This window comes from Paenibacillus glycanilyticus NBRC 16618, from assembly GCF_004000805.1.
GTDB lineage: Bacteria > Bacillota > Bacilli > Paenibacillales > Paenibacillaceae > Pristimantibacillus > Pristimantibacillus glycanilyticus.
In genome coordinates, this window is the sequence record NZ_BILY01000046.1 from 1 (window position 1) to 20,131 (window position 20,131).

17 protein-coding genes are annotated in these 20,131 nt (G+C 53.0%); 3 read left to right on the forward strand and 14 right to left on the reverse strand.

All coding sequences use genetic code 11. The features are described from left to right. Nucleotides 1-579: 579 nt before the first annotated feature. The 3 genes from PGL01S_RS26600 to deoR form a co-directional block, all read right to left on the reverse strand. Complete coding sequence (locus tag PGL01S_RS26600) at nt 580-1,980, reverse strand: SulP family inorganic anion transporter (protein ID WP_127498050.1); 1,401 nt, start codon at nt 1,978-1,980, stop codon at nt 580-582. Nucleotides 1,981-2,184: 204 nt separating this feature from the next. After that, the gene (gene deoC, locus PGL01S_RS26605; RefSeq protein ID WP_127498052.1) at nt 2,185-2,874 is read right to left on the reverse strand and encodes a deoxyribose-phosphate aldolase; all 690 of its coding nucleotides are present in this window, start codon (nt 2,872-2,874) and stop codon (nt 2,185-2,187) included. Nucleotides 2,875-2,902: 28 nt separating this feature from the next. Continuing rightward, the gene (deoR, locus tag PGL01S_RS26610) at nt 2,903-3,853 is read right to left on the reverse strand and encodes a DNA-binding transcriptional repressor DeoR (protein ID WP_127498054.1); all 951 of its coding nucleotides are present in this window, start codon (nt 3,851-3,853) and stop codon (nt 2,903-2,905) included. Nucleotides 3,854-4,038: 185 nt separating this feature from the next. On the opposite strand from deoR, the gene PGL01S_RS30985 reads away from it, so the two are divergent. Together PGL01S_RS30985 and PGL01S_RS26615 are read left to right on the forward strand one after the other, a co-directional pair. Then, the gene (locus PGL01S_RS30985; RefSeq protein WP_164775602.1) at nt 4,039-4,176 is read left to right on the forward strand and encodes a hypothetical protein; all 138 of its coding nucleotides are present in this window, start codon (nt 4,039-4,041) and stop codon (nt 4,174-4,176) included. A 16-nt stretch (nt 4,177-4,192) separates the two neighbouring features. Continuing rightward, complete coding sequence (locus PGL01S_RS26615; protein WP_127498056.1) at nt 4,193-5,968, forward strand: 5'-nucleotidase C-terminal domain-containing protein; 1,776 nt, start codon at nt 4,193-4,195, stop codon at nt 5,966-5,968. A 589-nt stretch (nt 5,969-6,557) separates the two neighbouring features. Here PGL01S_RS26615 and PGL01S_RS26620 read toward each other — a convergent pair. The 10 genes from PGL01S_RS26620 to PGL01S_RS26665 all read right to left on the reverse strand — a co-directional run bounded on the left by PGL01S_RS26620 (nt 6,558) and on the right by PGL01S_RS26665 (nt 17,485). Next, nucleotides 6,558-7,769, reverse strand: coding sequence for an MFS transporter (locus PGL01S_RS26620; RefSeq protein WP_127498058.1), 1,212 nt, complete (start codon nt 7,767-7,769; stop codon nt 6,558-6,560). Beyond that, complete coding sequence (locus PGL01S_RS26625; protein WP_127498060.1) at nt 7,769-8,239, reverse strand: cupin domain-containing protein; 471 nt, start codon at nt 8,237-8,239, stop codon at nt 7,769-7,771. The genes PGL01S_RS26620 and PGL01S_RS26625 overlap by 1 nt, the downstream gene beginning before the upstream one ends. Before the next feature lie 218 nt (nt 8,240-8,457). Beyond that, on the reverse strand, nt 8,458-10,089 hold the full coding sequence (locus PGL01S_RS26630) for a hypothetical protein (RefSeq protein ID WP_127498062.1): 1,632 nt from the start codon (nt 10,087-10,089) through the stop codon (nt 8,458-8,460). Between the two features lie 31 nt (nt 10,090-10,120). Next, the gene (locus tag PGL01S_RS26635; RefSeq protein ID WP_127498064.1) at nt 10,121-11,767 is read right to left on the reverse strand and encodes a hypothetical protein; all 1,647 of its coding nucleotides are present in this window, start codon (nt 11,765-11,767) and stop codon (nt 10,121-10,123) included. Between the two features lie 69 nt (nt 11,768-11,836). Further along, entirely contained in the window at nt 11,837-12,253 is a 417-nt protein-coding gene (locus PGL01S_RS26640; protein WP_127498133.1) for a divergent PAP2 family protein, read from the reverse strand. Nucleotides 12,254-12,268: 15 nt separating this feature from the next. Next, on the reverse strand, nt 12,269-12,610 hold the full coding sequence (locus tag PGL01S_RS26645; protein ID WP_164775603.1) for an EamA family transporter: 342 nt from the start codon (nt 12,608-12,610) through the stop codon (nt 12,269-12,271). Between the two features lie 12 nt (nt 12,611-12,622). Continuing rightward, nucleotides 12,623-13,516, reverse strand: a complete 894-nt coding sequence (locus PGL01S_RS26650; protein WP_127498135.1) for a decaprenyl-phosphate phosphoribosyltransferase — start codon at nt 13,514-13,516, stop codon at nt 12,623-12,625. 179 nt (nt 13,517-13,695) lie between these two features. Further along, on the reverse strand, nt 13,696-15,414 hold the full coding sequence (locus PGL01S_RS26655; RefSeq protein ID WP_127498068.1) for an ABC transporter ATP-binding protein: 1,719 nt from the start codon (nt 15,412-15,414) through the stop codon (nt 13,696-13,698). 159 nt (nt 15,415-15,573) lie between these two features. Beyond that, entirely contained in the window at nt 15,574-16,062 is a 489-nt protein-coding gene (gene infC / locus PGL01S_RS26660; RefSeq protein ID WP_127498070.1) for a translation initiation factor IF-3, read from the reverse strand. Nucleotides 16,063-16,090: 28 nt separating this feature from the next. Next, complete coding sequence (locus tag PGL01S_RS26665; RefSeq protein WP_127498072.1) at nt 16,091-17,485, reverse strand: MATE family efflux transporter; 1,395 nt, start codon at nt 17,483-17,485, stop codon at nt 16,091-16,093. Nucleotides 17,486-17,668: 183 nt separating this feature from the next. Between PGL01S_RS26665 and PGL01S_RS26670 the strand changes: the two genes are divergently transcribed. Then, nucleotides 17,669-18,550 carry an AraC family transcriptional regulator gene (locus PGL01S_RS26670; protein WP_127498074.1) on the forward strand — a complete coding sequence of 294 codons (882 nt, stop codon included), beginning with the start codon at nt 17,669-17,671 and terminating at the stop codon, nt 18,548-18,550. A 49-nt stretch (nt 18,551-18,599) separates the two neighbouring features. Here the strand turns inward: PGL01S_RS26670 and PGL01S_RS26675 are convergent, their stop codons facing one another. After that, entirely contained in the window at nt 18,600-20,045 is a 1,446-nt protein-coding gene (locus PGL01S_RS26675) for a nicotinate phosphoribosyltransferase (RefSeq protein ID WP_127498076.1), read from the reverse strand. Nucleotides 20,046-20,131: the final 86 nt, after the last annotated feature.

A 20,131-nucleotide genomic window follows, 5' to 3' on the forward strand; every position in this document is an offset into this window, starting at 1 on the left:
GAGTTCATCCAACAAAATGGGATGTTATCGGGCAATCGCTCGGGCTACATTGGATTGGCTACAGTAAAATCGGCTTATCTAAGCAATATCGGCTCATTTCTAGCTCTTTTAGTGGATAGAATCCAACGTAGCTGCCGGGAACCACACTTTGGGTCTGTCTTTACTGGATAAAATCCAACGTGCGAGTAAGGAACGCAGAGGAACGCATGACGAAGGTGCGATGAAGGTCCACCGAACGAACAACAACGATACAACGAAGGTGCGACGAAGGTGCACCGAACGAACAACAAACGATACAACGAAGGTGCGACGAAGGTGCACCGAACGAACAACAACGATACAACAAAGGTACGATGAAGGTCCACCGAACGAACAACAACGATACAACGAAGGTACGATGAAGGTCCACCGAACGAGCAACAACGACACAACGAAGGTGCGATGAACGCGCGAACAAGGCACAACGCGGAAGGCACGCGAGAGCACGTCGAGAGCACTTCGAGGGCACGCGAGCGCACAACATGGGCACAACGAGCACAACAAAAAAGCCGCCCCAAAGGGCGGCCCTCAAAAACCATTTTACACGCCAACAACCGTCACTTGCTTGCCGTTCTTCTGCAAGCGGTCGACCGTCTTGCGGATGGCGAGGTTCGCCGTGTGATCCCATACCTTTGTGCCGGAGAGGTCGATATGGACCTCCTCCGCTTCGCAGTCATGCTCGATCCGCTCCTCCAGCTCGGAGGCGGAAGCGAAGAACAACTGGCCGTGCACGCGGTACGTCCGCGTTGATCCATTCCATTCGTCTTGAATATGCACCTTGGAGGCTTTTACCGCGAATCCGATAAAGCTTACGAACACGCCGGCAACTACGCCGATCGCCAGATCATGCGTGAGCAGCACGGCGCCAACCGTCACCAGCATAACGACAGTCTCGCCGAGCGGCAGACGGTTCATGCGGAACACGGAGCTCCAGTCGAAGATTGCGATGCATACCATCAACATAATGCCCACCAGCGCAGCCATCGGCACAAGCGCCAGCAGATCGCCAAGCAGCACGACGAGCAGCAGGAGGAATAAAGCAGCGACGAGAGTCGACAAGCGGTTTTTACCGCCCATTTTCACGTTAAGCACCGATTCCGCGACTAAAGCGCAGCCCGCCATTCCGCCGAAAAACCCGGCAACGATATTGGCAATGCCCTGCCCCTTCATCTCCCGGTTCTTATCCGTCTTCTCCCCGGTCATCTCGTCCAGCAGGTTATGCGTGAGCATCGTCTCCGTATAACCAACTACCGCAAGCGACAAGGAGTACGGGAGAATAATCCAGAGCGTATCCAGACTGAACGGTATATCCGGCAGCAAAAACGACGGCAGCGAAGCGTCAATCGCGGCGATATCGCCGATTCGCGTAACATCCCCCATGCCAAGCGCCCATACGGCCAGCGTTAGCACCACAACCGCAATCAGAGGCGATGGAATCGCCTTAAAGAAACGAGGAACAAGATAGATAATGCCAAGCGTTACGGCAACAAGCGCGTACATGGCCCAGGACTCGCCTTTGAAATACCGCAGCTGCGACAGGAAAATCATAATCGCCAGCGCGTTAATGAACCCCGTCAGCACGCCTGAAGGGACAAACCGCATCAGCTTGCCAAGCTTAAACACGCCCATCAGGAACTGAATGACGCCCGTCAGCACGGTTGCCGCGAACAAATACTCGATGCCATGCTCTTTCACCAGCGTTAGCATAAGAACGGCCATCGAGCCGGCCGCAGCCGAGATCATGCCCGGTCTGCCGCCCAGAAACGTAATCACAAGCAGTATACAAATCGAAGCATAAATGCCCACGACCGGCGGGACTCCAGCCATAAACGAGAAAGCAAGAGAATCCGGCACAAGTGCCAGCGTTGCCGTAATGCCGGCCAATATGTTCATTCTCGCGTTACTCGTCCACTGCTCCCGCCATGAAGTCTTCAAACTCATGGTTCACCTCAACTAATCTATGATAACGTCCGACCAGTTCACCCCGGTCCGGCACCTCATCCTCGAAACGAAACGACAAACAAAAAGACCAGCTCAACGAGCCGGTCATTCGACTATCTTCATGATACCCTCCACTTCCGCAAAGGGTCAATCCCAAATGAAGGGACGACCATAAGCGGCCGCCCCTTCCCAACATTAAGCTTTTTAGTATCCTTCGCCTTGTCCGCCTGTCACGATCGCTACGCTCGAGCTTGCGCCGATTCGGCTTGCGCCTGCCTCAATCATTTTGAGCGCAGTCTCCAGATCACGAACGCCGCCGGATGCTTTTACGCCTAGATCCGGACCAACCGTACGGCGCATCAGCGCGATATCTTCCGCCGTAGCTCCGCCTTTGCCAAAACCCGTCGACGTCTTGACGAAGTCCGCTCCCGCTTCCTTGCAGATCTCGCAGGCACGTACCTTCTCTTCGTCGGTAAGCAGGCCAGTCTCCAGGATTACCTTCAGAACGGCTTTCCCTTTGCACGCCAGCACTACGCCTTCCACATCACGCTTCACGCCTTCGAAGTCGCCGGACTTGATCAGGCCAACGTTGATCACCATGTCGACTTCCGTCGCGCCATTCGCAATCGCGTCCTTCGCTTCCTCAGCCTTCGCAAAGGTCGTAGTCGCTCCAAGCGGGAAGCCTACAACCGTCGTGATGCCAACGCCGGAGCCCGCTAGCTCTTGCGCCGCAAGCGCGACATAACCCGGATTCACGCATACCGTTGCAAAATGATACTGCTTCGCTTCTTCGCAAAGCTTGATAATCTCTTGTTTCGTCGTTTCCGCTTTCAGTGCAGTATGATCAATGTAAGCAGCTACTTCCCCTGCCGACAGATTTTTTTGATTACTCATACCCATCCTCCAATATTTATCTACTCTATTATCCTTTGAACTCCAGCAAGTGCTGCGCCGTAACCTGGTCGGTTATTAGCGTATTTGTATACTGGCCGTTTAATGCGCCGTATATCGCTTCCACTTTGCTTGGTCCTCCGGCAACAAGAACGGACCATTCCTTCTTCTTCAGCTCGTTTAAGTCTATGCCGATTGTACGGTGATCCAGCTCCTCGCTGCACAGCTGCCCGTTAATATCGATAATCCGGGAGCAAATATCGCCAACGCCGCGCGATAAAATAATGCCCAGATCCTCGTCGGAAAAATAATTCGCGCGGATCAGGACCGAATCTTCCGTCGGCGCCCCTACCGTGACAACCGCGATATTGGCCTGCTTGCCCATATCGAGGATTTTGCGAATATGCCTGTCCGCTTCAATCGCGTGCTTCACGACCGCATGGTCCACAATCGCCGGCAGCGGAATCAGGTATGGCGATGTCTGATACGCCTTCGCGAACAGCTGCGCAATCTCATACGCATACGTATTCGTCTCGGAATGGCTTACGCCGCCGTTCAGCTGCACAACCTTTACCTTCTTCGTATGCTTGTTCGGCAGACGAGTAGCCACTTCATATAGTGTTGTTCCCCAAGTGACGGCGATCGTATCGCCATCTTGTACCGTATCGTTCAGAAAATTAGCCGCAGCCTCGCCAATGACCTTCTTGACCATGGCGTCCTCGTATTTCGGAACGGAAGCTACAATCGCTTCCTTCAGGCCAAAGCGTTCCTTGAGCATGCGGGCGCGTTCCCGGTTATCGGAGGCCGGGTCCATAATGCGAATCTGCACGATGCCGTCTTCCTTCGCCTGCTGCAGAAAACGCGAAACCGTCGGGCGCGATACGCCCAGCTTTTTCGCTATCTCCTGTTGATTGTAGTCAAGCTCGTAATACATACGGGCCGCTTCAAGCATTTTCACCCGTTTATCACTTAGCTCCTCCATCCGTCTTCCCCTCTCGCAGAGTTGCCTTTAAGTTATGAGAATATGATCGAATTAATATGACAATATTTCAGGACTATTATACGTGCACCTACCAGCCAGAGCAACAGCCGGCTATATTTAACGCCAATTTTTGACATTTGTTCAAGGAACTAGTGTAACTATTGTGCACAGGAGGTGAAATAACGATGTCGAAAGCTAGGAAAGATGGACGAATGGAAAAAGGACTTACGACTCAATTTGCTAAATTTTCAGATAATTTACAAGAATTTGAAAGGAGATCCCTTCCAAATACCGAATACGTACTGTCGATAAAAGAAAAATAAAAAGTGGAGGGATACGATGCTTATCAAGCTTAGAAAAATGAAGTGGGCAGCGGGGACGCTGCTTGCCGCATCGCTTTTTGCTGCGTCTGTCGGCGTTGTGGCAGCAGCAGACAAAACGGCAGTACCCGCTTCCGCCAAGCACATCACGCTTCTGCACACGAATGACATGCACGCGCGCGCCGTGGAGGGAACCTCGGGAGAAATGGGCTATGCTAAGCTTGCCGGCATTATCGACAGCTACCGCAAGGCTAATCCGGACAGCCTGTTGCTTGATGCGGGCGACGCTACGCACGGGACTACCTTCGCCACGCTGGTGAACGGCGAGAGTGTCGTGCAGGTGATGAACAAGATGGGGTATGACGCGTTTGTTCCGGGCAACCATGACTTCAACTATGGCTACAAGCGGCTGCTTGAGCTTGAACAGATGATGAAGTTCCCGGTTCTCAGCGCAAACGTTAAGGTCGCTAAAGACAATACGTCCTTATTCAAGCCTTATATTATTAAGGAAGTGGATGGCGTGAAGGTGGGGATCTTTGGCCTGACAACGCCGGAGACCGCTTATAAGACGCATCCCAAAAACGTAGAAGGCTTAACCTTCTCTGATCCAACCAAAGAAGCTCAAGCTATTGTGGACGAGCTCAAAGACAAGACCGACGTCATCGTTGCAGTGGGACACATCGGCCAGGATGCCTCCAGCGTCGATACAAGCCTGAAGATCGTCAAAGCCGTAGATGGCATCGACGTTTTTATCGACGGGCATAGCCACACCGTGCTGGAGCATGGCCTTACGGCCGGCCATGACACGCTGATCGCAAGCGCCGGCGAATATACGAAGTACTTGGGCGTCGTGGATCTGTGGGTAGACGGCGGCAAAGTCGTGAAGAAGGAAGCGAAGCTCGAGAACAAAGATACCGCGGCGAGCATTGCGCCTAACGCCGAGATCACGGATATGGTGGCCTCTATTCAGAAGAGCCAGGAGACCATTCTCGCTGAAGAAGTGGGCACGGCGAGCGTAAAGCTGGACGGCGAACGCGAGCAGGTCCGCACCAGAGAGACGAACCTCGGCAACCTGGTCGCCGACGCGATTCGCGATGCGGCCGGAGCCGATGTTGCCATCACTAACGGCGGCGGCATCCGCGCCTCTATTGACGAAGGCACCATTACAAAAGGCGAGGTCATTACCGTCCTTCCGTTCGGCAATCAGATCGTATCGCTGAAGGTCAAAGGCACCGATATCAAAGCGGCTCTCGAGACCGGCGTATCCGACTACCCGAATTCGAAAGGCGGCTTCCCTCAAGTATCGGGCATTGCCTTCAAGATTGATGTAGCCAAGCCAAAAGGCCAACGCGTCCATTCCGTGACCGTTAAGGGCAAGCCCTTAAACGAGAAAGCCGATTATTTGCTGGCAACAAACGACTTCATGGCTGCCGGCGGCGATGAATACACGATGTTCAGCCCGTATCCGCAAGCCGGCATGTACGGTTCGCTGGATGAAGCGCTGATCGCCTACATCGCCAAGCTGGGCACCGCGAATCCGAAGGTGGAAGGCCGCATTACGGCTGGCGCAACTCCTGTTGTTGCACAGCCAAAACCGGAGCCTAAACCGGAGCCGAAGCCGGAACCTAAACCGGAGCCGGCAAAGCCAGCCGTCTATGTAGTGAAGCAAGGCGATACGCTCTGGGCTATCGCCAAAAAGAATAACACCACCTGGCAGAAGCTTCGCGACCTGAACCATATCAAGAACCCGAACCTCATCTATCCGGGGCAAAAAATCAAGCTGCCTGCTGCTTAAGCGGCAGAGCAACAAGGGCTGTTCCCTCAGGGAACAGCCCTTGTCTTGTACCTGAATGATAAACGCTCCGCCTACGCTGCACGAAATTCCATTCTCGCCCAGTATGCTGCACTTCCGTACAACATAAATCCCTTAACTAGCTAGCTTTAAGTACCAACCGTCCGCCTACGTTGCATGAATTGCAGCATAATCGAGCATTTGAGCCAAGTAACTCGTATTATCATGCACGGAATGCAGCATATTCGCTCAAAAACAGCTGATACAAGCTGATTTTGCGAAATATCCTGCATTCCGTGCAGCGTATCGCTCGAGTAACCCCCATTCTCGCCTAGTACGCTGCACTTCGTGCAACATACTTCCCTATACTAGCTAGCTTTAAGTACACCGTCCGCCTACGTTGCACGAATTGCAGCATAATGGATCATTTGAGCCAAGCAACTCGTCTTATCCTGCACAAAATGCAGCATATCCGCCCAAAAGCAGCTTAGCTGATTTTCGCGAAATATACTGCACTTCGTGCAACGTCAGCCCACAGGGGCTCCTAACAAAAAGAGCGGTGCCCCAGGCACCGCTCTTTTCCAAATCCAAGTTACCCTTGAGCCCGCGCGCGCTGGCGGCTCAGGTAAATGAAATATACAGCTAGATAAATCACATACAGGATACCCGACAGCAGGAACATCGTCGTGTAGCTTGTCGCGGTTACGACTACGCCGAGCAGAATCGAGCCCAGCCCGATCCCGATATCGAAGAAGTTGTAATACGTCGCGGTTGCAACGCCGCGGCGCTCCGGCTGTACCAGGTTGATGACCCATGCCTGCAAGGCCGGGAACATCGCGCCAAAGCCCGCGCCGTAGAATACGCCGGCGAGCAGCAGCATCGCCATCGAATCGGTGTAATAGAGCAGGACGCAGCCAATCATACAAAGGATCGCCGTGGGGAACAATACCCAGAACGGCCCTTTCCGGTCGAATAACGGACCGCTGATGAACCGGATCAGCACCTCGCTGATCGCCACAACCAGGAAGAAGTAGCCGGTCTGCGTTATGCCTATGTCCTTGGTGAACAGCGTTACGAAGCTGAGCATACCGCCGAAAGCAAAACCAACCAGCGAGCCAAGCATCGAAGGCACAAGCACCTTCGGCTCAATAATCTCAGCCCATGGCGAAGGCTTCGCCCCTGCCGCATGAAGCTCCGCTGCAGCAGCCGCTTCAGCCGCGGCAATCTCGACGGATTGGGCGCCTTTTTGCCGAACCAGCAAGGTCAGCACCAATGTAATCGCGAGGAAGACCACTCCGGCTCCGAACAAGCCGGCATAATCGTATTGATCAAGAAGCCATAAGCCAAGCATGGGTCCGATCGAGAAGGAAACGGCATTGCCCATTGCAAAATAGCCCATCCCCTCTCCCCGTCGCTCGGCGGGAATCGCATCGGATACCAGCGTGCCGTACAGCGCCGTAGCAATCCCGAAGCCGAAGCCATGAACGACGCGAAGCGCCAGCAACGCCGAGATCGAGTTGGCCGCATAATAACATGCCATCCCGATAAGGCAGATCGTTACGCCGATCAGGAGCAATTTGCGCTTGCCGAAATGCTTCAGCCCGATGCCAATGAGCAGACGCGACACAACGGCCGAGAACGTGAAGATACCCAGCATCATGCCGATCTGCGAGCCGCTGCCCCCCTTCTCATCCGCGAAGAGCGGAAGGGTGGGAAGCAGCATCTCAAGACCAAAGAATAAAAATAAATTAGACAACGCCAGCAGAATGAAATTTTTCGTCCAGAGCTTTTCTGCCGGTTTCATTAAAATTTACGTTCGATCAGCTTGAAGTCATCGTAATGGAAACCCGGTGCTACGATGCAAGACACCAGAACCGGCTCATCGCCAAGCGGACGCGCCATCTGCCATTCTGCTGCAGGAACAAGCGCCTGCGGATGCTGGCCATTCGCAACGTCGCCTCCAACGATAATCTCTTTGCGCACTTCGGGGTTCTCGCCCGTACCGCCTAGCGTCAGCACAAGCGGACTGCCGGAATGCCACAGCCACAGCTCATCCGAATGGACCGTATGCCAATCCGAGAACTCCTCCGGATGAAGCAGGAAATAAATCGAAGATGCCGCAAAGCGCGGTCCGGAATACGGCTCGCCCAATACCGCCTGCGGAATTTCAAAATTCGCCTTCCAAATCTCCTTGTACCAGCCGCCCTCCACATGAGGCTTCAGTTCAAGCGCCGCTACCAGCGGGGATATTTCTTTTACAACAGTTGCCGACAATATAGCCCTCTCCTCTCTATCTCTCGCACTATCTTTTTGTTAGGTTCAGTCCAATGTACTATGCAATGCCCCGATCGTCAATGCGCGACTTGTGGATGCAAGGCCTCTTTCTCCCAACCGCACCACATCCGGCAACAAAAAAGTCTGCCCCTGCGGCAGCAAGAACGGCGAACCGTTCCAGCTGCTGCAGAGGCAGACTCTCTGTCCTTCACCATCCGTCAAGCCGGATAGTTTCGAATACCGAAATCAATCAAATCATAGATACCGATTATATTAATGACCGCCATCACGCCTAGCAGCAGCCCATACACGCCGAACTTCAGCGGCTCTACCCGGGCAAGCAGACGATTCGCCAGCTTAAAGATCAGCGCGAAGAGCGCCCATGAATAATAGAAAGAATACAGAATCAGTCCGTTCTCCTTGGTCCCCCAGCCTACGGCGAATAGAATCACGAAGGAGAAGGCGAGCCAGAACATGCAGATCTGCGCAAACCGGTCTTTGTAGTGAAGCAGGAAGCCGATGACAGCCAGCACCAGAATAATTACGCCAACCATATTAAGCGAATCTACAATTCTAAGCTGATAGGAAGCATGCTCGTAGGTTGTCCGGTCTTCGCCGGCGCTTGGCCATACGAAGCAGGAGGCGAAGAAATTGACGTACTGATACCATTTGTCGAGCGTCGTCACTTCCGCACCGGAGAAAGCCATCAGTCCCTTGTACTCCGTATGGGTCTCGAGAATAACCGGAAGCTGTCCGAAGAGCGTAGCCGCAGCGAGGAACTTGAAGGCGTTCACCGCCATATCCTTGATCCATTCCTTCAGCTTCCTCGCCTGGGACAAGAGCGGGAACAAGATGCCCGTCGTCACAAGGGAGCCTACCGCGCCAATGAAGAAGAAATCCCTCCTCCCCCACTGGAACAGATACGAGTAGATGAATAGAATCAGCCAGAATACCGCGAATATGTACTGCTCGATATTAAACATAAATAACAGGAACGGATAGGAGAAGGACAGGAACAACAGGAAGAAGACTTTGTCCATCGACTGCAGCTTCATCATTCTCGCAAGCAGAATCATGGCGAACTGCATCACAATCACATGGATGATCTGCATCATAATCGGATAGCTGTTCGGGATAAAAAAGAGTACCTTCGACAGGATCATCGCAATCAGAGCGAACGGAGCGGCATACAGGCCGAACAACGGCTGACGGATATCATTCTCGTACGTGCCGATATTCAGGAATGCATTGCTCTCCACCTGATCGATCGAGTCAGCCGTATACACGACATCGTACGGGATGATTTTGCCTGCCGCGTCATGCGCTCCGTAAAACACGTTCGTCAGGTTATAGATAATCAGGATGGCAGCCGCCATAACGACGCTTGCGATAATCCAATACCGCCTCTCCAGCCGGTCCAAGCCCCCGATCAGTTCCTTCGCCGTTGCATAGAACTTCGGCAGGAACCAGCAAAGCACCAGGAACACGGCAGTTAGCGAGCAGACCCCCAAAGCAATAGAGATCACCTTGTCGTTATGACCGCCGATATCTAGGCCGATCCGATAGAAAATCTCGCCGGAGAGCTTGCTGTACTTGATATACGAGTATTGCGTCAGGTAATACACGCCTACAAGCGTAAACAAGGCGGCGAAGAAAATCCGCCCGGCACTCAGCTCCCGCGTCACCTTTTCCACGACCTGGCGCTTGTACGTCAACCAAAACAATAACAAGAGAGAGCATAACAGACCGATAAACACGTTCACGGCCGTTCCCCTTAACGTAAGCAGGGCCGTCATGCAGACTCCCGAAGCAATAAACAGCAGACGAAGAATAGAACTTCTGGCTGGCATCTTGACTCCTCCTAATATGGCAACTTAACTCTTATACCGGATAGTACTCTGCTCCAAACCGAATCAGATCGTACAGGCCCTGGGCGTTCAGTCCGATCATGACGACAAGCAGCAGCGCATGAACGGAATATTTCACCCAATGGTGCCGGGCCAACAGTTTATCGATCAGCATGAAGAGCAGAGCCATGAAAGCCCATGAGAAGTACAAGCTGTACAGAATAAGCCCGTTCTCCGCCGTTCCCCAGCCCACTACGCACAGCATAATGAAGGAGAAGCTCACCCACAGGACGCAAATCTTCATAAAACGCTGCTTGTAATGCAGCAGGAAGCCGGCTAAGGCCATAATCATCAGAATCAACCCGAGGATATTCAAGGAATGAACGGGATGAAGCTGATAAGAGACATGCTCGAAGGTTGTTTTGTCGACACCCGCGCCAGGCTTCACGAAGCAGGAGGCCACAAAATTCACATACTGCAGCCACTTGTCCCCGGAGCTGATCGCAGCTCCCGTAAACTCCATGTTCTCCTTCACCGACGAGGCGACTTCAAGCAATAACGGCAGGCGGCCGAACAAAACCATGATGACAAGCGCCTGGAGCGCTACCCTGCCCGCATCCTTCAGAATTCCCCTTAGCTGCTTCGACCTCGACAACAACGGGAACAATACCGCGCTTGTCAGAAGGGAGCCTGCCGCACCGATGAAATAATATACCTTCGGCCCCCAGCCGAATTGGCAGGAATAGAGGAAGAGAATCAGCCAGAACAGCGAGAAAATGTACTGCTCCATATTCAGTGAGAACATCAGCACCGGATAAGACGCATTCAGGAACAACAGGAAAATCAGCTGATCAATGGACCTCAGCTTCAGCATCCGGCTGACCAGAATCATCGCCATTTGCAGCAGGAATACCTGAATGATCTGCATCATAATCGGATAGCTGTACGGAACGAAGAAAAACAGCTTCGAGAATACCACGCCAACCAGCGCGAAAGGCAAGGCGAACAGGCCGAACAGCGGCTGCTTGAGATCATTTTGCACGGAGCTGATGTTGAGATACACATTGCTGTCCACCAGATCCGCCGTATCGGTCGTATAGACGACGTCGAATCGGACAATCTCCCCGCTCCGGTCCCTTGTCTCGTAGAAAACGCTGCTCACGTTAAACGCGATAATAACGACAACGGCAAGCAGGACCGTGGAGATGATCAGGTACCTTTTCTCCAGCTTGGTCAAATTTCTGGCGAACTCCAGAACGACCGAGGCCAGCTTAGGCCATAGCAGATAGACGCATAGGAAGAGGAAATAGAATGCCGCGATTCCCACGATAACCGAGATGGCCGCGGCAATCTCGTCGCTGTACGGCATATAGCCCGTATCCCGCAGCATCTCCCGCACGTTCTTGAGCGTTCGCTGCCTGTAGAAATAATCGATCATGCTGGCGTCTATCGCGACGGCAAAGATTAGAGGAAGAAGGATGTCCTTCTTCCGAACGACCGGGATCACCTTGTCGAGATACCCGGACTTATAGGCTGCCCAGCACAAAATAAGAAAGGAGCATAGAACACCGATGGCGACATGGAAGGCTGTTCCCTTCAAAGAGACAAGCCCGGTCATCGCCGTTCCGGATAGGATAAAGGCTCCTTTCATCAGATGCGCCTTGGCAGTTACTGTAGTCATATGTAAGCTAGCACTCCTAACCTTGGTGACATCGACATCGTCTGCAACCGAATGCGGATACGCCATACGTTAACCCGCAATCCCATATAGAAGAGAGCCGAGCAGACAGCCGAGCACGAGACCTCCGATGATCTCGAGCCGCGTATGCCCCATGCTCTCCCGCAGTTTTGTAGGCTGAATAGCCGAAGAGTCCGATGTCATGATATTGATCGCTACCGCATGGCGCCCGACCGCCCTACGGAGCCCTGTAGCATCAATAATGACGATAAACGTAACGGCAGCGGCAAGAGCGAACATCGGGCTGTTGAAGCCCTCCGACAAGCCGATTAGCATGGAAGGCGTCGTGACCACCGTCGTATGCGTGCTGGGGAATCCCCCGTTGCCAACGCGCTGCTTCGCTTCTTTGCCGAAGCGAATATAATTGATCGCAAATTTCAGAATACCGGATACGAACCACCCGATGAGAGGTGCCAGAAAATAAGGCAGAACAACCACTCCCTGCTATGCTCTAGATATGAAGGCAATACCGCCTACGATGAGGACAAGCCCCGCGATTTTGTACGTATTGATGGACTCCCCGAAGAAGTAATAAGAAGCCACCAGCACGATAATATAAGCCAGACTGACAAAAGGATACGCGTAGCTGAGATCCACTTTGCGCAGCACGAACATCCAGATCAGCGCGCTCGCCCCGTACAGGAAGATGCCGCCGGCATTATAGAAGTTGAGCATGCGAAGCGGTCCGGACATCGACTCGTTCGGATGCATCGCTCCGAACTTCAGAAGCACCTGCCCCGCCGCACCCATAATAACAGACACCAGAATCCATACCATATTCCACATGAGCATCACCACTTATTCCAAAAAGAGTAGAATCAAGATTACCGAAATACCGTACAGCACAACCGTAATCAGAATAGGCTTATCCTCCAGAAGCACCTTATCCGGCTTGCCGCCCTTCCCTTCCATATGAACGAGATACAGGTAACGGAACACCCCATAGATAACGAACGGGATCGTCCACATTAATTGCACCGTCCGGCCGGAGGTGAAGGTAAACAGCGAGTAAGCCATAATTGTAGCCGTCGTAACGATGTTACTCATCTGATCGAGCAGTTGAATGGAATATTTCTCAAGCACCTTCCGGTGCCCCTCCTTCTCATTCTGGAGAAGGAAGATTTCGTGCCTCCGCTTTGTGATCGCAAGGAACAGGGATAAGAGCATCGTGCAGACAAGGAACCAAGGCGTAAGGGGCACGTCAATCATTAATCCGCCGCCGATCGCGCGAAGCACGAACCCGAAGGCGATAATCATAACGTCCATAATAACGACATGCTTAAGCTTCATGGAGTAAGCGACATTCATGAGGAAGTACACAAGAAGCAGTCCGCTGAAGAGAGGATTGAAGATAAAGGCCGTTGTAAGTGAGGTCGTGAGGAGCAGGAAGCCAAAGACCAATGCGACGTAAGGATTAACCGCACCCGAAGCGATAGGTCTATGCCTCTTCTCCGGATGGTTGCGGTCGGCTTCCCTGTCGAAGAAGTCGTTTAAGATATACACGCATCCGGATACAAAGCAGAATAGGAAAAACCCGATGATAGCCTGCCAAAACAACGACCAGTGCAATAAGCTGAGCGAGAATATGGGGGCCGCGAATACTAATGCATTTTTCGTCCATTGTTTGGGCCTTAGAAGCTTAATTAATGATATGGGTACGCCTGGATGGGCCTGGGTCAGGCTTTTGCCCATTTGAATTTCCGGTTCCAAGTCCTCTACCTCCTCCAACGATATCTCTAAGAGATTAACTTGGGGCTATCGTAACATTATTAATGTCATTAAATGTAGCATTTTTGCGAAAAAAAGTTACAGAATGGAGCAAAATTTTCGTAAAAAAGAGCCTGCCGCGATGGCAAGCCCTTAAATTACGCTTACAAAGCTCCAAATTGCGCCTGATGCAAGCGGCTGTAAATGCCTCCCGTTGCCACAAGCTCCTCGTGACGGCCTTCCTCGGTGATGCCTTTCTCGGTCACCACCACGATGCGGTCCGCGTTCTTGATCGTCGCCAGACGATGCGCAATGACAAGCGTTGTCCGGCCTTCGGACAGCTCGGCCAGCGACTGCTGGATCGCCTGTTCGGTCTCGGTATCAAGTGCCGAAGTCGCTTCGTCCAGGATCAGGATCGGCGGGTTCTTCAGGAACATGCGGGCAATCGCCATCCGCTGCTTCTGGCCGCCGGACAGCTTCACGCCCCGTTCCCCGACAACCGTGTCGAGTCCGTCAGACTGGGACAGAATAAACTCTTCCAGTCTCGCGCGGCGCGCCGCTTCCATAATATCCGCGTCGGATGCGCCAAGCTTGCCGTAGGTGATATTGTCGCGGATCGTACCGGCGAACAGGAACACATCCTGCTGCACGATGCCAATCTGCTTGCGAAGCGATTCCAGCTTCAGATCGCGAATGTCGTGACCATCCACCGAGATGCTGCCTCCATCCACTTCATAGAAGCGCGGCAGCAGACTGCAGAGCGTTGTTTTGCCGGCGCCGGACGGACCAACGAACGCGATGGTCTCACCCGCGCGAATCGACAGGCTGATATCCTTCAGCACCTTCGCTTCGCCTTCGTAACCAAACGTCACGTTCTTGTATTCGATATCGCCATGCAGACGGTCAACCGACTTCGCATCGGGAGCATCCGCTACATCCGGCTCGGTCTCGAGCAGCTCCACGTAACGACGGAAGCCCGCGATTCCGCGAGGATAGCTTTCGATAACGGCATTAATCTTCTCGATCGGCTTGAAGAAAATATTCGTCATCAGGACAAACGCAACGAATTCCCCGTAATGAAGATTGTCGTTGATAACGAACCAAGTACCGGCAAGCAATACAAACAGCGTGACCAGTCTCATCAGGAAATAAGTAATGGACGAGTTGAGACCGATGATTTTGTAAGAGATCAGCTTCGCTTGACGGAACCGGCTGTTGTTGCCTGCGAACAGCTTGCTCTCATGCTTCTCGTTCGAAAAAGCCTGCACAACGCGGATACCGCCAACGGTATCTTCGACGCGGGCATTGAAGTCGGCCATATCCCCGAAGAGACGGTGGGAAGCCTTCGTCATTTTACCATTGAAGTACAGAACAAGCACCAGAATAATCGGCACAACGATAAACGTCATGATCGTCAGCGGCAGGTTAATGTACGCCATAATGCCGAATGCGCCAATCAGAGTCATAACGGCAATAAACATATCCTCCGGACCATGATGCGCCACTTCACCGATCTCGAACAGATCGTTCGTCATACGCGAGATCAGATGGCCGGTCTTCGTATTATCGAAGAAACGGAAGCTAAGCTTCTGCACATGATCGAACAGCCTCTTGCGCATATCCGTCTCGATATTGATGCCAAGCATATGCCCCCAATACGTCACGACAAAGGACAGGAATGTATTCAGCACATAGACGGCGAGCAGAATCGCGCAGGCGCCAATAATTAACTTCAGATTCCCTTCCGGAAGAAGCGTATCGATGACATGGCTGACCGCCAGCGGGAAGCATAGTTCCAGAACAGCCAGAACGACCGCACAGCAGAAGTCGAGCAGGAACAACTTACGATAAGGCCTGTAATAAGCAAAAAACTTCTTAAGCATCCGGATCTCCTTTTTCGAAAAAATATAAGCTAGCAAGATTTATCATCTACCAGACTTATATTTCACCGCGAAAACATAGGCTGCTCCTCCTATTGACGAAGCAGCCTTTTTTCACTAGTTGATAATCATTATCATATATGGGATAGGCATGACTGTCAATTAATTCGGGTTCACTTGAACCGCCGCTTGCTTGCCGCTCAGCTGAATGCCGGACTGCTTCGTGCCGTACGGCTTCAGATCCGCGAGCAGCTGTTCCAGAAGCTCCTTCGCTCTAGCTCCCTCTTTGCCTTGAATGCGGATAACCAGCTGGACCGCGTTGCCGGATTCCAGCAGCTTCGAAGCCTGACGCAGCTTCGTGTCGTAATCATGCTGCTCGATATCCACGCTAAGCCGCAACTCCTTCACCTTAGCAGGCTCGCTCTTCACCTTCTCCGCCCGCTTCTGCTGGCTCGCCTGCTGCTTGGCTCCGCCGCGCACAATCAGCTTGCACGGAGGCGGACTGCTCATCAGCGATTCGCAGACGAGATCCACCTTCAACTGCTTCGCCATCTGAAGCGCTTCATCGCGCGACACGATGCCAAGCGATTCACCGTCGAGACCGGTGAGGCGTACCTCGGCTGCTTTTATTTTCTCATTCATAATTAACATAAATCGTATAACCCCCGTCTACTGTCTGTTAGGCCTCTAACGTTGCGCCCGAGCCTCCCGCTCCGTTAGGCGAGACGGCTGCCGGCTTCTCCTGGCCCGTCGTCATGAACTTCTTCTGTCTCCACCGTCTAAGCACCCATATGCCGCGGATGTATTCGTCCATAATCATGCACGCATAGATACCCACAAGTCCCCATCCCAGCGTTATCCCAAATATATAAGAAAGGATAGTCGCGATCAAGGTCATCGAAGTAATAGAAGTCCACATCACGTAACGGGTGTCGCCAACCGCGTTCAGCGCGTTGCCGATGCCCATGTTGAGCATTTTGCCCGGCTGCAGCAGCAGGTTCATCCCAAGCAGGGAGACGCCCATCGCGATAATCTCCGGATCGTTCGTGAAGATCTTGAGAATGGTACCGCCGATCAAATACAGCACCAGCGCGTTCACCGTTACGATCGCAAGCCCGATCCACAGCGCGCGGTAGGAGTTTTTGTAAGCCTCCTGCACCTTCCCCGCTCCGAACAGATGCGCGATCTGAATCTGAAGCGCAAGCGCAAGCGAATAACCAAGCATGAAGCAGAACGATTCCAATGTATTCATATACGTACGCGCCGACAGCTCCACCGATCCAAGCTGCGCGATATACGTATAGATAAGAAGCTGGGAGAAGACCCAGCAGGACATGTTAATGCCAAGCGGCCAGCCAATCTTCAGAATTTCCTTGAACAGCTTGCTGTCGAACAGCTTGAAGTCGCGAAGCGAAATCTGGCGTTCGAAGGCACCAAGGAACATGATCAAGAGCACAATAACCGCAAGCAGGCGGCTGATGTCCGTCGAGATCGCAACCCCTTTGAGTCCCCACTGCGGAAATCCGAATTTGCCGAAAATAAAAGCGTAGTTCATCCCGACATGCACGATATTCATGCCAATGGCCGTATACATCGGGCCTTTCGTGTTGCCCGTATTGCGGATCGCATTGCTCAGCGCCGCCATAATGGCCACAAGCACCATCCCGCCGCCTACAATTGAAATATACGTTTTCGCAAGCGGCAATAACTCATCCGGCAGATGAAGCGCGGAAGCGATCGGCCCTGGGAACAAATACAGCAGCACGCTGATTCCAAGCCCTATAATCGCGCTGACTTTGACAGCCATAATCGCAATCGTCCGGGCATCTTCGTTCTTCCTCATCCCAATCCGCTGCGCGATCAGAATACCCGCCCCGCTCGCTACCGTCATGAACAGCGTCATCAAGGCGCTGAACAGCTGCGTCGAGAAGCCGACGACGGCAACCGCATTATCCGAGATTTTGCTCACCTGCAGCGTATCGGCTGCCCCTAACAGAAATTGCAGGAATAACTCAATAAATATCGGCCATGCAAGCATCCATAGCGAAAACTTGTGATGTTCACGCTTTTGCATTTTATAATCCTCCCGAGCGTACACATGCTGCAGCCGATGTTTAAGTAAACGGCAACTCCAATACGCCACTATATTAGTCATGCAATTTCATATTATAGATGCTATACTTCGGATAATGTATCAGTTTTACAACCGAAACTTTCAAAATTCAAACCTCCGTTAGGGGTATAAAAAGGTGCCGACATGACCCTGTTTCATTTTACCGTTCCGCCGCTTCCGCACTACATTGCATCGGGCTATACGAAGAGCTCCGCCGGGTTCAAGCATCCCAGCAGATACCGGATTGGCGTATTCGATTTGCTTGTCGTTACGGAGGGCTGTCTCTTTATGGGCGAGGGCGATTCCACGTTTGAGGTACGAGCTGGGGAGGCTTTAATCCTGGGGCCGGACAATCATCATTACGCGACAAAAGCATGCGAAGAGCCCTCCGCCTATTACTGGCTTCACTTCCAGACAACGGGACGGTGGGCGGCTTCGGAGGAATATGCACCGCGAATTATTCAAGGCAGGGAGCCGCATGGCTTAAATCCCCAAATTTTCACTACGCAAACCTTCATCAAGCAGGTGCCGCAATACACCAGGCTGCTTCAGCCCGCCAAGATCGTCGAGCAGATCCAGCAGCTGATGGAGCTCGGCCACGGCAACCATCTGGGCAGCGTCAGCTGGAAGCAGCAGGTGCTGTTCCAGGAAATTTTCGAGCAGCTGTCCGCCTCGATCGAGACGCAAGGCACAACGCCAACGTCGCAATGCGCGGAGCTCGCCGCTTCGTATTTAAGGAAGCATTACCGCGAGGATATTAAGGCGCAGCAGCTTGGCGAGAGCATCAACTTCCATCCTGTCTATATCGCCAGATGCATGCAAAAAGAATTCGGCTGCTCGCCGTTCGACTTCCTGCTGCGCTTCCGCATTCAGCAGTCGAAGCTGCTGCTGCTGCAGACGAACTATACGATTGCAAGGGTAGCCGAAGAGGTCGGCTTCAACTCCGCCGCCTACTTCACCTCCTGCTTCGCCAAGTACGAGGGCATATCGCCGCGCAAATACCGCCAGCGCTTCTCGCATGGCTGAAGCGCATGGCTGCATCAGCAGCCGCGGCGGTACGGAAACCCGGGCGCGCCTACTGCTGATGAGCCTTGATCAGATCCGTCTTCAGCTGCCAAGCCTGCTCGCTTAGATGAACCGGATACAGATCCGGATTCAGCTTGCGGAGAATCTCCGGCCGGAAGAGGCTGAGCTGATGCTCGTGGTAGCTGCGGATCTCTTCCAGAAGCGGAAGCTTGTACACGATCTCACCTTCCACCACGATCGGCTTCAGCAGCGGCACCGCTTCATAATCGCTAATGAACCGATGGATATACGGATGAACCGGATCAAACAGCTTGATCCGCTCGCCGTTCAGAATATCCGTCTCCTCATGCAGCGTCATATAATCCGCTTCGGCAAGTCCCGTGGACTTGTTCATAATCCGGTACACGTCTTTCTTGCCCGGAGCGGACACCTTCTCGGGATTGCCCGAGATCTTGATGACCGGTATGTATTGTCCGTCACACTTGCGGGCGGTCAGCTTGTACACGCCGCCAAGTGACGGCTGATCGGCCGCCGTAATCAGCTGCGTGCCAACGCCCCATGTATCAATCCTGGCGCCTTGCGCCTTCAGATTGAAGATCAGTGTCTCGTCGAGGTCGTTCGAGGCTACGATCTTCGCATCCTGCAGCCCTGCCGCATCCAGTATCTTTCGTGCTTCCTTGGACAGATAAGCCAAGTCGCCGCTGTCGAGCCGGATGCCGCCAAGCCGCTTGCCGATGCTCTCCAGATAGCGGGCTGTCTTAATCGCATTGGGTACTCCGCTTCTCAGCGTGTCGTACGTATCCACGAGCAGCGTAACGCCGTCCGGCAAAGCCTTCGCATAGGCCAAGAAAGCTTCCTCCTCGGTTTCATGCCCCTGCACCCAGGAGTGAGCATGCGTTCCCTTGGTCGGGATGCCGAACATCATGCCGGCATGCATATTAGAGGTAGCATGGAAGCCGGCAATATAAGCCGCGCGCGCTCCCCATACCGCCGCATCCGCCTCCTGCGCCCGGCGCGTCCCGAACTCCAGCAGAATATCTCCCGTAGCGACCTGCTTGATCCGCGAAGCTTTCGTCGCGATCAGCGTCTGGTAGTTCATGAAGTTCAGCAGCGCCGTCTCCACCAGCTGCGTCTCGAAGATCGTGCCTTCTACCCGTACGATCGGTTCATTCGGGAACACCAGCGAGCCTTCTTCCACCGCATGCACCGTTCCCTTGAAGCGGAACTGCCGGAGCACCTCCAGGAAGCCCGGATCATAATTCTCCTCCTGCTTCGCCAGGTAAGCGAGCTCCTCTTCCCCAAACTTCAGATGCCGGATGAATTCCACGATTCTCTCGAGGCCAGCGAATACCGCATAACCGTTGCCGAATGGCAGCTTGCGGAAGAAAGCCTCGAATACGGCGCCTTCCCCATCCGTGCCGTTTATCCAATGGGCGTACATCATATTAATCTGATATTTATCCGTATGAAGCGTTAAGTTATTAGCACCGTCCACTACTCCTCGACACACCTCTCTAGTTGTTCTTACTCACAGCATATCCATAATAAGCAAAAACAACAGCCTTCCGCCACATCAGCGAA